Source organism: Pseudomonas sp. GL_139_B (assembly GCF_057834475.1).
Genome location: NZ_CM174403.1, coordinates 666,184 through 681,355 on the forward strand (window position 1 = coordinate 666,184; position 15,172 = coordinate 681,355).

A 15,172-nucleotide genomic window follows, 5' to 3' on the forward strand; every position below is an offset into this window, starting at 1 on the left:
AACGAGGCTGCGATCTTTTGGACGCACTGCAGAAATCAGTCGAGGTCACCCATGATCCGCCCGGCAAACCCGAACACCCGCCGATGCCCGGCCAGATCCACCAACTCGACTTCGCGACTCTGCCCCGGTTCGAAGCGCACGGCGGTGCCGGCGGGGATGTTCAGGCGCATGCCGCGGCTGGCGGCGCGGTCGAAGGACAGGGCGTCGTTGGTTTCGAAAAAGTGGTAATGCGAGCCGACCTGGATTGGCCGGTCGCCGCTGTTGGCCACCTTCAGGCTGACAGTGCGGCGGCCAGCGTTGAGTTCGATATCGCCGGGCTGGATCTGGTATTCACCGGGAATCATCAATGGGCTCCTTGCAGAATCTTGTAGTAGAGCGCGGTCGGTTTGTAGCGGCCGCTCGGGTCGCAGGCGTAGTCGGGGATTTCTCCCGCCCGGGTGTAACCCAGCGCCTTGTAGAAATCTTCGGCCGGGGAGCCGGCTTCGGTGTCGAGGTAGAGCATGCCGCGCTTGTGCTGGAGCGCGGCCTGCTCCAAAGCGCTCATTAACTGTTGGCCCAAGCCTCGACGACGCGCGTGTTCGCGTACCAGCAGTTTTTGCACCTCGGCGCGGTTCAAACCATTGGCTTTCTGACACAGGGTCAGTTGCACGCTGGCTTCCACTTGTTCGTCGCGAACCACCACCCACAGCAGCACGTTGCCCTTGTTCAAGTTCTCCTGAACCTCATCGAAATAGGCACGCGCCTGTGTGGCATCCAGAGTGGCCATGAAGCCGACGCTGGCGCCATACCCCACGGCATCGAGCAACAAGTCGATCAAGCCCTGGCGATAGTGCGCAAAGCTTTCAACATTCACGCGGCGCAGTTGGGCGGCGTTCATCAGCGATTACTCCTGGTGGGCGACTGGCGGCTCTGCGCCGGGATTGAGGGTCAGTTGCATGAAGGTCAGGTCCAGCCAGCGACCGAACTTGGTGCCCACTTGGGGCATCTGTCCGGTGGTGATGAAACCGGCGCGTTCATGCAGGCGGATAGACGCTGCGTTGCCGCTTTCGATGGCGGCGACCATCACGTGTTTGCCGCAACTTTTAGCGCGTTCGATCAGCACGGTCATCAGTTGCGGGCCCAGACCATTACCGCGCTGGTCACTGCGCACGTACACCGAATGCTCGACGGTGTGGCGGAAGCCGTCGAACGGCCGCCAGTCACCGAATGACGCGTAACCCAGCACGATGTCGTCAGCGTTGACGATCACCAGGATCGGGTAATCCTGTGTTTGCCGGGCACTGAACCAGGCCTGGCGGTTAGCGAGGTCTACGGCCTGTTCGTTCCAGATCGCCGTGGTGTTGAGCACAGCGTCGTTGTAAATGTCGCGGATCGCCGGCAGGTCGGCGGGCACCGCATCGCGAATGTGGTAAGTCATGGCGCGCCTCAGGCGATAGGTTGGTGGACGGTGACCAGTTTGGTGCCGTCGGGGAACGTCGCTTCAACCTGGATTTCCGGGATCATTTCCGGGATACCTTCCATCACTTGTTCACGAGTCAACAAGGTCGTGCCGAAGTGCATCAAGTCGGCCACGGTCTGGCCGTCCCGCGCGCCTTCGAGCAGCGCAGCGGAGATGTAGGCCATGGCTTCCGGGTAATTGAGTTTCACGCCGCGCGCCAAACGCCGCTCGGCCACGAGGCCGGCGGTGAAAATCAGCAGCTTGTCTTTTTCGCGTGGGGTCAGGTCCATCGTTGGAATCCATCTGGGCAGATAAAAAGTATTCGGATCTGTAAATACAAAACCTGTAGGAGCTGGCTTGCCAGCGAAGGCGTACTCACTGACGCCAAAGGCTTCGCTGGCAAGCCAGCTCCTACAGGGGGACGGTGTTCAAGTGCTCCATATTCTTGGGGGGACCGCTTCGCGGCCAAGCAATGCCGGCCTGAGCAATCGCCACAACTCAATCAGCCAACCACGGGCCAGCAGCGCCTCGCTGGCCAGGCACCGAGCCACCAACAGCCCCGGTAACTGGGTCAAGTCCCCGCGCACATCATTGGGCAGCGAACGACAGGTTTCCAGCAACTCACTGTCGATCTCTCCGGTCACCAGCAATGTCGCAAACACCGGTTGCCCGTCCAGCCCGATAGGCGAATCCAGCAATCCGTCACTCCCGACAATGCGCTGACGTTCGTGCCAGAGCAACTGGCCGTCGCGGCGGATATCCAGATGGGCCTGAAAATGCCCGAGGTCAAAACGCTCTCCACTGGCCGGCCGACCCAGCGCCACGACGTCCCAATAGAACAACCGCGCATCACCTTGCAGATCAATCGAGGTGCAGAGCTCAGCTTGAGCATCGCTGAAGATAATCGTCTCTTGCGGCAACCACTCCAGTGTCGCCCCCGCAGCCACCGTCAAATCAAGCGTCTGATAGGCCGGGCCCGCCGCGCGATACCACTTGGCCGCGCCGGGGCTGGTGATTTGCGCCCAGGCATTCGCGCCGACACTGGCCGAAATGTCCAGCCGATCACCACCGGCAATCCCGCCCGGCGGGTGAACGATGATGTGCTGGCACACCTCGGGGCCTTCGGCATACAGGTGCTTTTGCACCCGCAGCGGGCCTTTGTGGCGACGCTGTACCGGGCGCGTGCTGTCGCCGAAACGGGCGTAGCCCAGCTCCAGCTCGGCGTGCCAGCTCGGAGTAAACAGGGCAGTAGGGAGAGGTGAATTCATATTTTTTAATTATCGTTAGGATGCTACAGATTAGATCGTTACCAGACCGCGCACACCTTCGGCTTCCATATTTTCACCGCGTCCCTGCTGCACAATCTCGCCCCGTGACATCACCAGGTATTGATCGGCCAGTTCGGCGGCGAAATCGTAGAACTGCTCCACCAGCAAAATCGCCATGTCGCCCCGGGCCGCGAGCTTCTTGATCACCGCGCCGATCTCCTTGATCACCGACGGCTGGATGCCTTCAGTGGGTTCGTCGAGGATCAGCAGGCGAGGACGGCTGGCCAGCGCACGGCCGATTGCCAACTGCTGCTGTTGGCCACCCGACAAGTCACCGCCGCGCCGCTGCTTCATTTGCAGCAGCACCGGGAACAGCTCGTAAATGAAGGCCGGGACTTCCTTGGCTTCGCTGCCGGGGAAGCGTGACAGGCCCATCAGCAAGTTTTCTTCCACGGTCAAACGACCGAAGATTTCTCGACCCTGCGGTACGTACGCGATCCCTGCATGCACGCGCTGGTGCGGCTTGAACGTGGTGATCGGCTTGCCCTCCCAGTTCACTGCGCCTTCTTTGGCCGGCAGCAAACCCATCAGGCATTTGAGTAGGGTAGTCTTGCCGACGCCGTTGCGCCCGAGCAGACAGGTGACTTCCCCGACCTTCACCTCGAACGTCAGGCCGCGCAGGATGTGGCTACCGCCGTAGTACTGATGCAGCTTGTCGACTTGCAGCATGTTCAAATTCCCCTCAAATCCCCTGTAGGAGCAAGGCTTGCCCGCGATAGCGATCTCAAGGACGCCATCGCGGGCAAGCCTTGCTCCTACGGGGGCTACATTTCAGCGACCGAGATACACCTCAATCACCCGCTCGTTATCCTGCACTTGCTCCAGCGTCCCTTGCGCCAGCACGCTGCCCTGGTGCAACACGGTGACGTGGTCGGCAATCGAACCCACAAACCCCATGTCATGTTCCACCACCATCAGCGAATGCTTGCCCGCCAGGCGCTTGAACAGTTCGGCAGTGAATTCGGTTTCGGCGTCGGTCATACCCGCCACCGGTTCGTCGAGCAGCAACAGTTGCGGGTCTTGCATCAGCAGCATGCCAATTTCCAGAAACTGCTTCTGACCGTGGGACAACAACCCCGCCGGCCGATTGACCGAAGTGGTCAGGCGGATAGTCTCCAGCACTTCGCAGATGCGATCTTTCTGCTCGCCACTCAGCCGCGCCCGCAGGCTGGCCCACACCGACTTGTCGGTTTTCTGCGCCAGTTCCAAATTTTCAAACACGCTCAAGGCCTCGAACACCGTCGGTTTCTGAAACTTGCGACCGATGCCGGCCTGGGCGATTTGCACTTCGCTCATCTGCGTCAGGTCGAGGGTTTCACCGAACCAGGCCTTGCCGTGACTCGGGCGGGTCTTGCCGGTGATCACGTCCATCAGCGTGGTCTTGCCCGCGCCGTTGGGGCCGATGATGCAGCGCAGTTCACCGACGCCGATGTACAGGTTCAGAGCGTTAAGCGCCTTGAAACCGTCGAAGCTGACGCTGATGTCTTCCAGCGTCAGGATCGTGCCGTGGCGGGTATCGAGGCCGGGGCTGACGCGTTGGCCATGGCTGATGGCGTCGCGGCTGGTGCCGGCGTCCTTATTCGGTTCCACAGGGAAAAAGGCCGGTTCGAGCATGAATTCAGCCGTCGCTGTGACTCTCATTGATCACCTCTTTTTTTCAGCAGACCGATCACGCCTTTAGGCAGATACAAGGTCACGACGATGAACAACGCGCCCAGAAAGAACAGCCAGTATTCCGGGAACGCCACGGTGAACCAGCTCTTCATGCCGTTGACCACGCCAGCGCCGAGCAGCGGGCCGATCAAGGTGCCGCGACCGCCGAGTGCTACCCACACCGCCGCTTCAATCGAGTTGGTCGGCGACATTTCGCTCGGGTTGATGATCCCGACCTGCGGCACGTACAACGCCCCGGCCAAGCCACACAACACCGCACTCAATACCCAGACAAACAGCTTGAAGCCGCGCGGGTCGTAGCCGCAGAACATCAGGCGGTTTTCCGCATCGCGCAGGGCAGTCAGCACTCGACCGAACTTGCTCTGCGCCAGGCGCCAGCCGATGAACAGGCTCGTCACCAGCAACACCACCGTGGCGAAAAACAGTACGGCGCGGGTGCCTGGTTCGGTGATGCCGAAACCGAGAATGCTGCGGAAATTGGTGAAGCCGTTGTTGCCGCCAAACCCGGTTTCGTTGCGGAAAAACAGGAGCATGCCGGCGAAGGTCAGGGCCTGGGTCATGATCGAGAAATACACGCCCTTGATCCGCGAACGGAAGGCGAAGAAACCGAACACCAGCGCCAGTAATCCCGGCGCCAACACCACCAGGCACATGGCCCAGAGGAAGCTGCTGGTGCCGGTCCAGTACCACGGCAATTCAGTCCACGACAGGAACGTCATGAACGCCGGCAAGCCATCGCCCGAGGCCTGGCGCATCAAGTACATGCCCATCGCGTAACCGCCTAGGGCGAAGAACAGACCGTGACCGAGGGACAGCAGGCCGGCGTATCCCCAGACCAGATCCAGCGCCAGGGCGACGATGGCGTAGCAAAGAATCTTGCCCACCAGCGTCAGGGTGTAGGCCGAAACGTGAAACACGCTGATCGGCGATAACAGCGACAGCAGCGGCAACGCCAGCAGCAGAGCGAGAATCACCGCGCCGACCGCGATCGTGACTTTAGGGCCGGCCTTTTGTGTGGCCGTGAGTAATAGGGGCTGGTTCATCAGTCGATCACCCGTCCTTTCAGTGCGAAGAGGCCTTGCGGACGTTTCTGGATGAACAGAATGATCAGCGCGAGGATGAGGATCTTGCCGAGCACGGCACCGATTTGCGGTTCGAGAATTTTGTTGGCGATGCCGAGGCCGAACGCGGCGAGCACGCTACCGGCCAACTGGCCGACACCGCCGAGCACCACCACCAGGAACGAGTCGATGATGTAGCTCTGGCCGAGGTCCGGGCCAACGTTGCCGATCTGGCTCAACGCCACGCCGCCGAGGCCGGCGATTCCCGAGCCGAGGCCGAAGGCGAGCATGTCCACGCGTCCGGTGGGCACGCCGCAGCATGCGGCCATGTTGCGGTTCTGGGTGACGGCCCGCACGTTCAACCCCAGGCGGGTCTTGTTCAGCAGCAGCCAGGTCAGCACCACCACAAACAAGGCGAAGGCGATGATGACGATGCGGTTGTACGGCAGCACGAGATTCGGCAGCACCTGAATCCCGCCCGACAACCACGCCGGGTTGGCCACTTCAACGTTCTGCGCGCCGAACAGCAATCGCACCAACTGAATCAGCATCAAACTGATGCCCCACGTGGCGAGCAAGGTTTCCAGCGGGCGACCGTAGAGGTGACGAATCACCGTGCGCTCCAGCGCCATGCCGATGGCGGCGGTGATGAAAAACGCCACCGGCAACGCGATCAGTGGGTAGAACTCGATGGCCTGCGGGGCGTAGCGCTGGAACATCAGCTGCACCACATAGGTCGAGTAGGCGCCGAGCATCAGCATCTCGCCGTGAGCCATGTTGATCACGCCGAGCAGGCCGAAGGTGATCGCCAGACCAAGCGCGGCGAGCAGCAGGATCGAACCGAGAGACATGCCGCTGAACGCCTGACCGAGCAGCTCGCCGATCAACAGTTTGCGTTTGACTTGGGCGAGGCTGGTTTCGGCGGCGGTGCGCACCGTGGCGTCGGCTTCGACGCCCGGCTCCAGAAGGCTTTCCAGGCGAGTGCGGGCCAGTGGATCGCCGGTCTCACCGAGCAGTCGCACAGCGGCGAGGCGCACGGCGGGGTCAGTGTCGACCAGTTGCTGGTTGGCTAAGGCGAGGCTGAGCGCGGCATGCACGCTTTCGTCCTTTTCACCGGCGAGTTGCTGGTCGAGGAATTTCAGCTGTGCGGGTTTGGCGCTTTTCTGTAGTTGCTGCGCGGCGGCCAGACGGGTTTTGGCGTCGGCGGCGAGCAGTTGATGGCTGGCCAACGCGGTGTCGATCAGACCGCGCAGGCGATTGTTCAGACGCAGGGTTTTCGCTTGGCCGTCGACAGTCAACTCACCTTGTTGCAGGGCGTTGATCAGCTCGATACGGGCCGGATCGGGCTGCGCGGCCCAGGTTTCCAGCAGTTTGGCTTGCTGCACGGGGTTGGCGGTGACGAAGTCTTCGGCGTCGTTGGCGTGGGTGGTCATCGGCAGTAACAGCGCGATGGCGAGGATGAAGCGGTAAAGGGCAGTGGGCATGTCATTGGCCTTACGCGGACAATGTGGGAGCGAGCCTGCTCGCGAATGCGGTGTGTCAGCCACATCCAGGTTGGATGTGCCGACGCTTTCGCGAGCAGGCTCGCTCCCACAGGGGATTGTGTGCGGCCCTGGCTCCATGCCCGGGCCGGACATCCAGTGGCTTAGTTGCTCTTCACCGCATACTCCGGCTTCTTGTCGTTGCCCTGAATGAACGGGCTCCAAGGCTGGGCGCGGATCGGCCCTTCGGTCTGCCATACCACATTGAACTGACCATCGGCCTGAATCTCGCCGATCATCACTGGCTTGTGCAGGTGATGGTTGGTCTTGTCCATGGTCAGGGTGTAGCCGGATGGCGCGGCAAAGGTCTGGCCGGCGAGGGCTTCGCGGACTTTGTCGACGTCGGTGGACTTGGCTTTTTCAGCCGCTTGCGCCCACATGTGAATGCCGACGTAGGTGGCTTCCATCGGATCGTTGGTCACCGCTTTGTCGGCGCCCGGCAGGTTGTGTTTCTTGGCGTAGGCTTTCCAGTCCTCCACGAACTTCTTGTTCTGTGGGTTCTCGACGGACTCGAAGTAGTTCCACGCCGCGAGGTTGCCCACCAACGGCTTGGTGTCGATGCCGCGCAGTTCTTCTTCACCCACCGAGAACGCCACGACCGGAACGTCGGTGGCTTTCAGGCCCTGGTTGGCCAGCTCTTTATAGAACGGCACGTTGGAGTCGCCGTTGACTGTGGAGATAACCGCGGTCTTGCCGCCGGCCGAGAATTTTTTGATGTTGGCGACGATGGTTTGGTAATCGGCGTGGCCGAACGGGGTGTAGACCTCTTCGATGTCCTTGTCCGCTACGCCTTTGGAATGCAGGAAGGAGCGCAGGATTTTGTTGGTGGTGCGCGGGTAGACGTAGTCGGTGCCGAGCAGGAAGTAGCGCTTGGCGCTGCCGCCTTCTTCGCTCATCAGGTATTCAACCGCCGGGATCGCTTGCTGGTTCGGCGCGGCGCCGGTGTAGAACACGTTCGGCGACATCTCTTCGCCTTCGTATTGCACCGGGTAGAACAGCAAGCCGTTGAGCTCTTCGAACACCGGCAACACCGATTTACGCGACACGGAAGTCCAGCAGCCGAACACCACGGCCACTTTGTCCTGTGTCAGCAACTGCCTGCCCTTTTCGGCGAACAGCGGCCAGTTCGACGCAGGGTCCACGACCACCGGCTCCAGCATCTTGCCGTTGACACCGCCCTTGGCGTTGATCTCGTCGATGGTCATCAACGCCATGTCTTTGAGCGATGTCTCGGAGATCGCCATAGTGCCGGACAACGAATGCAGAATACCGACCTTGATGGTCTCGGCGGCCTGGACAGTCCAGGTCATGCCCATCGCGGCAATACTGGCCGAGAGTGTGAAAGCCTTGATCAAGCTACGACGCTTCATTGTGCGATCTCCATGAACTTATGAATTTTCTTGGTTGGCAGATGCGGACTACTGAAGGGTGTTTTGCAAGGGCTGTGCCCGGTCGGCGAAAGGCAGGGAAATGTCGGTTTAGAGCGCTCGCGCGGGCTGAAGGCGCACCATGAAGGGACGAGGTCGGGGCAGTGGTGCGAGGAGGTGCGCTACATTGGGGCGAGCAACGGTGATCTCCTGTGGGAGCGAGCCTGCTCGCGAAAGCGGTATGCCAGTCACACTGATGCTGGATGTGCTGCCGTCTTCGCGAGCGGGCTCGCTCCCACAATTGATCTGTGTTGTGAACGTAACTTGTAGACGACGATAAACCCTTGTGGGAGTGAGCAGACTCACTCCCACATTTTTATTACAGAGTTTCTAGGTGGGAACGACGTTATCCACCGCGCGGTTCACGGCCAGTTCCGCGAGCATGATGACCTGCTGAATCGCTATCGCCTTATGGCGTTGCGGGCCGATCAGCTCGGTGGCGAAATCGCTGGCCAAGACACTGGCAGATGCCAAGGATTCACAGGCATTGACCAGCAGGCTTTCGGTGTCGTTGTTTGGCGCGATCATGAACATGGTGCTGGGGCGGCGGGGGGTTTCGGTGTATTGGGCTGGGGGATCGAGGTAGTAGTCGAGGGCGCGTTTGATGGCGTCGCGGTCTCTGAGCAGATCTCCGTCGCGAGATGTTTCGGGATCTGGATTGGTGGTGTCGATGGGTGGGTCTGGAACAATTTTTTTGCTCATTTGGGGTTCAACTCAGTTGGGGCCACCACTTATCGTTCTCACACGATGAGGGGTGGCAGCTATGTGCGGAGTGAGAAACCGGTAACCCCGAACCCGGCCGGACCGAAGTCCGCCCGCACACAGCCGCCATAGAGCATTGCAGACAGCGGATAAGCTGGCGGCAATTATGGTGGCACTGGTGTTGGATTAACAGGGTAAACCGGGTTCTCACGCCCGATCACTGATGTGCAGTGACAGCCCCAGACTAGACAGCCCACGTCCGACGAACAACCTGAAAAAGTCGTGGGAAACATCCGGTCATTTCGCATTCAAGTAAACACACATAAACAACCCCAGAATCCCAATCCCTGTGGGAGCTGGCTTGCCAGCGAAAGCGGTGGGTCAGCCACATCAATGCTGGATGTGTCGCCGTCTTCGCTGGCAAGCCAGCTCCTATAGTGGAGTGTGGTTACAAAGATGAGGCCGATTCAGTTTGTCGGCTGAAACGCGACAACAGCACGCGGTCCAGCATCCAAACCACCACCATCGAAGCGCCTACCAATGGGAACATCACGCCCAGTGCGAGCATGATGACCGTCGCGGTTTTCCATTTCGGCAGGTCGTGGCGCAGCGGTGGAACACCGAACTTGCCTTGCGGGCGGCGCTTCCACCAGATCACTACGCCGCTGACGGCGCTGAGCAGAATCATCAGGCAAATCACCAGCACGATGATCTGGTTGACCACGCCGAACATCTTGCCTTCATGCAGCATCACGCCGATTTCGGTGGCGCGTGCGACGGTGCCGTATTGCTCGTAACGCACATCGGCAAGGACGTCGCCGGTGTATTGATCGATGTGCAGCGTGGCGTCGTTGCGCGGGTCGTCGGCGAACACGGCGATGGTGAACACGCCCGTCGCGGTTTTCGGGAAGGTGATGCTGTAACCCGGCTCGACCTTGCGTTGCTCGGCGATGTCCTGCACGTCTTGCAGGCTGATGGTCGGTGCGGCGGGGCCGGCCTGTGCGCCGTCGTGGGCCATGTGTTCGGCGTGGTCGCCGCCGGACATTGGCATCGGTGTATTTTCCATCGCCCAAGGCACGGTCTGGCGGGTGGCGGTGTTGAGGCTGCGCGCCTCGACATCGGATTTGGGCACGTTGTCCCACATGGCGGCGGGGAACACGTTCCAGACGCTGGCGTATTGCTGGCCCCAGAACCCGGTCCAGGTCATACCGCTGAGCAACATCACCAGCAGCAACGACGCGCCCCAGAACCCGGTCACCGCGTGCAGGTCACGCCACAACACGCGACCGCGACTGGTCAGGCGGGGCCACAAAATGCCTGCCGCCTGGCCACGCGGCCACCACAGGAACACCCCGGACACCACCAGCACAATGCCCCAGCCAGCGGCCATTTCGATCAGTCGATCACCGACGGTGCCGATCATCAGCTCGCCGTGAATGGCTCGGGCAACGGCTTGCAGGTTCTTCTTGGCGTCTTGCTCGCCGAGGATGTCGCCGTGGTACGGGTCAATGAACACGTTCAGCTCGGTGCCGTCGTTGATCACGACGAATTGAGCGCTGCGTTCGGCGTTGACCGGCGGCAGGTACTGTTTGATCGTTGCCTGTGGATAAGCCTCTTTCACGCGCTTGAGCAGGTCATCGGCGGACACGGTGTGGTGGCCGGCCGGGACGTTCATCATGCTGCCGTACATCAACGGGTCGAGTTGCGGTTTGAACAGGTAGATGGTGCCGGTCAAGGCCAGCATCACCATAAAAGGCGCCACGAACAGACCGGCATAGAAATGCCAGCGCCAGGCCAGGTTGTAGAAATTCACTTTGGGCTGTTTCATCACGTGTGCTCCGCTTTGGCTTGGGTCTTTTAGTTATTTGTTTGCGGTTGCTTCGCAACCGATCGCGGGCAAGCCCGCTCCCACATGGACGGTGTTTAACCTGTGGGAGCGGGTTTACCCGCGATGCTTTTAGAAACTCATGTCCACCTTGGTCCAGAGCGTTCGCCCCGGTTCTTTAATGGCCTGCGGGTCATTGGCCGGGTAGCCAAAACCGGCGTTGCCGGCCAGGTTCAAATGCTCGGCGTAGGCCTTGCCGAACAGGTTGTCGATGCCGGTGCTGACCCTCCAGTGCTGGTCGATCCGGTAGGCACCGTTGAGCGAGAACACGCCGAAGCCTGGGGTCTTGTCGAAGTCTTTGCCGACGACATTGCCCTTGTTCAAATCGATGCGGTTTTGCGCGGCGACCACCCGCCACAGCGCCCCGGCACTCCAGTTGTCTTCGCTGTAGGTGAGGCCGAAACGTGCGTCCAGTGGCGGCATTTGCGGCAGTGGGTTGCCGTCGCTGCTGTTCTTGCCCCAGGCGTAGGCCAGGGTCGCGTCGGCTTTCCAGTTGTTGGTCAACCGGTAGGCCGCACCGAGTTCGCCACCCATGATGTCGGCGTCAATGTTTTGTGCCTGGGAGAGGGTGCCCGTCGGGGTCGGGATGTAGTTGAACAGGATGTAGTCGTGCACTTTCCCGACGTAACCCGAGGCCCAGGCGTCGAGGTCTTCAGTTCGGTATTGCAGGCCGAAGTCGAGCTGGGTGGTTTTCTCAGGCTTGATTGAATCGAAGGCGTTCACCGAACCGGCAGGGCCGCTCTTGGGTGAAAACAGCTCCCAGTAATCCGGGAAGCGTTCGATGTGACCGAGGCCTGCGTACAGGGTGGTCGGGCTGTCGGCCAGGTCATGCTCATAACGGGCGAAGCCGCTCGGCAGGGTGTCGGCGCGGGTATCGTCGGCGGTCGGGTTGGGGTGTTTTGTCATCCCTGAACCGATGGTTTGCCGGTAATCCCTGGCCGAGGCGCGGTCCAGGCGCGCGCCGGTAATCAGCCGGTCACGGTCGGTGGCGTACCAGGTCAGTTCGCTGAAGACGCCGTAGTTGTGGAAGTCGGCGTCTTCGGTGTACGGCAGGTCTTTATAGGTATTGATGCCCGCACTGCCGCGCTGGCGGTGTTCGCTGGTTTGCACGTCGATGCCGCTGATCAACTGCACGACGCCCCAGCGCCAAGTGCCTTTGACCCGGCCGCCGACGGTGCGACGGTCGACGTTCGACGCCCTCGGACCGGACATCATCCCGGTGCCGGAAGGCGTGCGCAGGGTGTAGTTGTCCATCACGTGGTCGGCGTAGTTGTAGTAAATCTGGCCTTCGATTTTATCCAGCACGTCGCCGACGTTCGATTTTTCGAAGCGCAGGCCGAGGCTTTCGCGCAGGAACTGTGAACCGTCCATGCCACGCCCGGCGTAACGCGCTTCACCATCGCTTTTGCCGGCGGTCAGTTCCAGCAGGGTGTCGGCATCCGGAGTCCAGCCGAGCGCGACGTCGCCGTTCCACTTGTCGTAGCGCGAGGGCACGGTGTCGTTGTTGCCATCCCGGTAGTCGTCGGCGTGTGCGGTGTTGCCGATCACTCGCACGTAGCCCAGCGGCCCGCCGGCCGCGGCGTCCACCAGTTTGTCGAAGCGGCCGTTGGAGCCGGCCAGCACGCTGGCATTCACCCGGGTGCCGAGTTCGCCAAAACTCTCCGGCTCACGGTCGAAGAGGATTGTCCCGGCGGACGCACCCGGTCCCCACAGTACGGTTTGCGGGCCTTTGATCACGGTGAGTTTGTCGTAGGTTTCCGGCGAGAGGTAGGAGGTTGGCGCGTCCATCCGGCCGGGGCAGGCGCCCAGTAATTGGCCGCCGTTGGTGAGGATGTTCATCCGCGAGCCGAACATGCCGCGCAGCACCGGGTCGCCGTTGGTGCCGCCGTTGCGCACGAGGGCGAAGCCGGGGATGGTTTTCAAATAGTCGCCACCGTCGCTGGCCGGCACCGGTTGGCGCGGGTCCTTGGGGTTGGTGACGATGGTCAGTGGCGAGCTGGGGGCGATCGCGGTGATGACCGTCGGGCTCAGTTCTTCATTGTGGCCGGCGTGTTCATCGGCCAGCGCCAGCGGTGTCAGTAGGGCGCCACACAGGAATGCGGTGGCGTGCCTGAATCGAACACTGGGTTCGTTCTGGGTAAAAGAAGCTTGGGCAGCGCTCAAGCGTGAGTCAGCAGAAAACCTGGACATGACAATTTCCATCGAACAGTCGTAAACGACACGGCCGGCAGCCTTTGGCTGTCTTCTAAACCGTGTGAAATCAGCGGTGGGTGTTTACGCGACGATGGGTGGGGCGCGGGTTCGGGCGCCGGGGAAGAAGGGTTGCCGGGCGTGGCCCAAGCGGGGGGACGGGGTGGTGAACGTGTTGGCAGGTGGGGTGTTGAAGGCTGTGAACGAAGCACCGCCGGTCAGTGCCGGGCAGTTGAACAGCAGGCTGCAATAGCCGCATTTTTCCCAGAGCGCATGGTGCGAGGCTTTGGGCGGGCAGAGCTCGGCAGCGGGTTGCGCGCCGTGGTCGGCGTGTTCCATCGCCGACATGTCCATGCTCATGTCCATCGACATGTTCATGGTCATGGCAGAGGCGCGTTGATCCATCGGCATCGACTGAGAAATCAGCGGGCCGATAAAGATCATCAGCATGGCGAACAGGCTGATCCAGCTGCCGCGCGTCAGGCTCAATGACTGACGACGGGGCGCGGATGACCTGGCGCTAAGCGGGCGCATGGCGGAGTCTGCTCAGCGGATTACTGGGCGTGAGCGTGCATCTGCATGTCTTCTGGCGGCTTCTTCTGCACGGCGACTTCGACCGTCACGTCACCGGCCTTCTCGAAATGCAGGGTCAGCGGGAAGCGTTTGCCGTCGCTCAACAGGCTGCGGTCTTTCAGGTTGACCAGCATTACGTGATAAGCCATCGGTGCAAACGTGACGTTGCCGCCAGCGGGAACATCGACGCTCGGCACCTGTTGCATCTTCATCAGATCACCTTGCATCACGTGTTCGTGCAACTGGGCTTCGCCTGCGATGGGAGAGTCAACACTGAGCAGGCGATCAGCGGTTTTGCCGCTGTTTTGAATCACGAAATAGGCGGCAACGGTTGGGGCGTTGGCCGGCAACTCCTGCGACCACGGATGAGCGATTTCCAACTCGCCGACTTTGTATTCGTGGGCATTGGCAAAGCAGGCAGGCAGCAACAACGCAGCCAAAACGATGAGTTTGTTCAACATGGCAGTTCTCCGGAACGATTCAAAACGCAGTTCAATTGCGAGAAGGAATCACACCAGAGGGGAAGCGCGGGGGTTGAGACTCGGCCATTGCTGGCGCGGTGTGGGGGTAGCGAGCGTGGCGGCGGGCAGGCTTCGATTGCTCTCGAACTGCGCGAAATACAGCTGCGGCTCATGCCCTGGCAGCGCCACGACAGGTGCTGCGCCCGAGCAACACCAGCAATGCTGCATGTTGGAATGATCGTCGCCTTGCGGCGCTTTCTGCCCGAGATCACCCAGGGAAATCGCCACCATCTTGGTGCCGCTGGAGGTGCAGAAACTGCCCCACAGCAATTGCTCGGCAGGCGATTTCGCCGACTGCGCCATTGCATTGCTCATCGGCATGGCGAGCATGTTGAACAGCACTGCGAAGCAGGCGATCCAGGCAATTGCGAGCCGATGTCGGGACATGGGGAAATCCGTTTGGGTGGGCGATCAAGCGCGGCTATTTAGCCTGATCAGGGCCGATAAGTAAAAAAAAGCGGCGTGCGGTGTGGTGTCGCAGTAGAACCGTTTGCTTCTATGCAATTCAGTGCGCACGTACCGCATGTACTTCCATATCTACTCCAAGCGTAGCGCGAATTACGGCGAATATGGCAGCCAAGTTGTCCATGCTTGGGTTGCCTTTGGCGGACAACATTCTGTGGAGACTTTTGCTAGGTTTAGCTGTTTCCTTCGCCAGTTCTTCGAAACCTACGGTGGCATTGACCAAGTCACGCAAAATGATCCTGGCCATTTCAGGTTCGCCGTTAAGAAACAGAGTAGCAGCCTCATCCAACAATGCCTGGGCGAACTCGGGGTCACGCTGGGCACGCTCGGCGATGGTGTGTTTGTAGCTGCGGGTGAGCGCCATGGC

At 60.7% G+C, this 15,172-nt stretch carries 17 protein-coding genes; all 17 read right to left on the bottom strand.

Annotated elements, in window-relative coordinates:
- Positions 1 to 35: 35 nt before the first annotated feature.
- Complete coding sequence (locus AC3ISI_RS02925; protein ID WP_489335402.1) at positions 36 to 344, bottom strand: urease subunit beta; 309 nt, start codon at positions 342 to 344, stop codon at positions 36 to 38.
- Positions 344 to 877 carry a GNAT family N-acetyltransferase gene (locus AC3ISI_RS02930; protein ID WP_489335403.1) on the bottom strand — a complete coding sequence of 178 codons (534 nt, stop codon included), beginning with the start codon at positions 875 to 877 and terminating at the stop codon, positions 344 to 346. Before AC3ISI_RS02930 ends, AC3ISI_RS02925 begins: the two co-directional genes overlap by 1 nt.
- Before the next feature lie 6 nt (positions 878 to 883).
- The gene (locus AC3ISI_RS02935; RefSeq protein WP_489335404.1) at positions 884 to 1,417 is read right to left on the bottom strand and encodes a GNAT family N-acetyltransferase; all 534 of its coding nucleotides are present in this window, start codon (positions 1,415 to 1,417) and stop codon (positions 884 to 886) included.
- An 8-nt stretch (positions 1,418 to 1,425) separates the two neighbouring features.
- A complete protein-coding gene (locus AC3ISI_RS02940) occupies positions 1,426 to 1,728 on the bottom strand; it encodes an urease subunit gamma (protein ID WP_007945249.1) in 303 nt (100 codons plus the stop codon).
- Between the two features lie 138 nt (positions 1,729 to 1,866).
- Positions 1,867 to 2,706 carry an urease accessory protein UreD gene (locus AC3ISI_RS02945; protein WP_489335406.1) on the bottom strand — a complete coding sequence of 280 codons (840 nt, stop codon included), beginning with the start codon at positions 2,704 to 2,706 and terminating at the stop codon, positions 1,867 to 1,869.
- 30 nt (positions 2,707 to 2,736) lie between these two features.
- Entirely contained in the window at positions 2,737 to 3,435 is a 699-nt protein-coding gene (gene urtE, locus AC3ISI_RS02950) for an urea ABC transporter ATP-binding subunit UrtE (protein WP_019582243.1), read from the bottom strand.
- A gap of 102 nt (positions 3,436 to 3,537) precedes the next feature.
- Entirely contained in the window at positions 3,538 to 4,407 is an 870-nt protein-coding gene (gene urtD, locus AC3ISI_RS02955) for an urea ABC transporter ATP-binding protein UrtD (protein WP_489335407.1), read from the bottom strand.
- The gene (urtC, locus tag AC3ISI_RS02960; RefSeq protein ID WP_489335408.1) at positions 4,404 to 5,483 is read right to left on the bottom strand and encodes an urea ABC transporter permease subunit UrtC; all 1,080 of its coding nucleotides are present in this window, start codon (positions 5,481 to 5,483) and stop codon (positions 4,404 to 4,406) included. The genes urtD and urtC overlap by 4 nt, the downstream gene beginning before the upstream one ends.
- On the bottom strand, positions 5,483 to 6,985 hold the full coding sequence (urtB, locus tag AC3ISI_RS02965) for an urea ABC transporter permease subunit UrtB (RefSeq protein WP_489335409.1): 1,503 nt from the start codon (positions 6,983 to 6,985) through the stop codon (positions 5,483 to 5,485). The genes urtC and urtB overlap by 1 nt, the downstream gene beginning before the upstream one ends.
- Positions 6,986 to 7,146: 161 nt before the next feature.
- A complete protein-coding gene (gene urtA, locus AC3ISI_RS02970) occupies positions 7,147 to 8,412 on the bottom strand; it encodes an urea ABC transporter substrate-binding protein (protein WP_489335410.1) in 1,266 nt (421 codons plus the stop codon).
- Positions 8,413 to 8,799: 387 nt separating this feature from the next.
- A complete protein-coding gene (locus AC3ISI_RS02975; RefSeq protein WP_489335411.1) occupies positions 8,800 to 9,171 on the bottom strand; it encodes a DUF6124 family protein in 372 nt (123 codons plus the stop codon).
- Positions 9,172 to 9,619: 448 nt separating this feature from the next.
- Complete coding sequence (locus AC3ISI_RS02980; protein ID WP_489335412.1) at positions 9,620 to 10,999, bottom strand: PepSY-associated TM helix domain-containing protein; 1,380 nt, start codon at positions 10,997 to 10,999, stop codon at positions 9,620 to 9,622.
- A gap of 129 nt (positions 11,000 to 11,128) precedes the next feature.
- On the bottom strand, positions 11,129 to 13,246 hold the full coding sequence (locus AC3ISI_RS02985; protein ID WP_489335413.1) for a TonB-dependent copper receptor: 2,118 nt from the start codon (positions 13,244 to 13,246) through the stop codon (positions 11,129 to 11,131).
- An 84-nt stretch (positions 13,247 to 13,330) separates the two neighbouring features.
- A complete protein-coding gene (locus AC3ISI_RS02990) occupies positions 13,331 to 13,780 on the bottom strand; it encodes a DUF2946 domain-containing protein (RefSeq protein WP_489335414.1) in 450 nt (149 codons plus the stop codon).
- Between the two features lie 20 nt (positions 13,781 to 13,800).
- A complete protein-coding gene (locus AC3ISI_RS02995) occupies positions 13,801 to 14,280 on the bottom strand; it encodes a copper chaperone PCu(A)C (protein ID WP_489335415.1) in 480 nt (159 codons plus the stop codon).
- A gap of 48 nt (positions 14,281 to 14,328) precedes the next feature.
- On the bottom strand, positions 14,329 to 14,727 hold the full coding sequence (locus tag AC3ISI_RS03000; protein WP_489335416.1) for a DUF2946 domain-containing protein: 399 nt from the start codon (positions 14,725 to 14,727) through the stop codon (positions 14,329 to 14,331).
- A gap of 118 nt (positions 14,728 to 14,845) precedes the next feature.
- Positions 14,846 to 15,169 (bottom strand): helix-turn-helix domain-containing transcriptional regulator, encoded by a 324-nt coding sequence (locus AC3ISI_RS03005; protein ID WP_090176095.1) that lies wholly within the window; start codon positions 15,167 to 15,169, stop codon positions 14,846 to 14,848.
- Between the last annotated feature and the right edge of the window lie 3 nt (positions 15,170 to 15,172).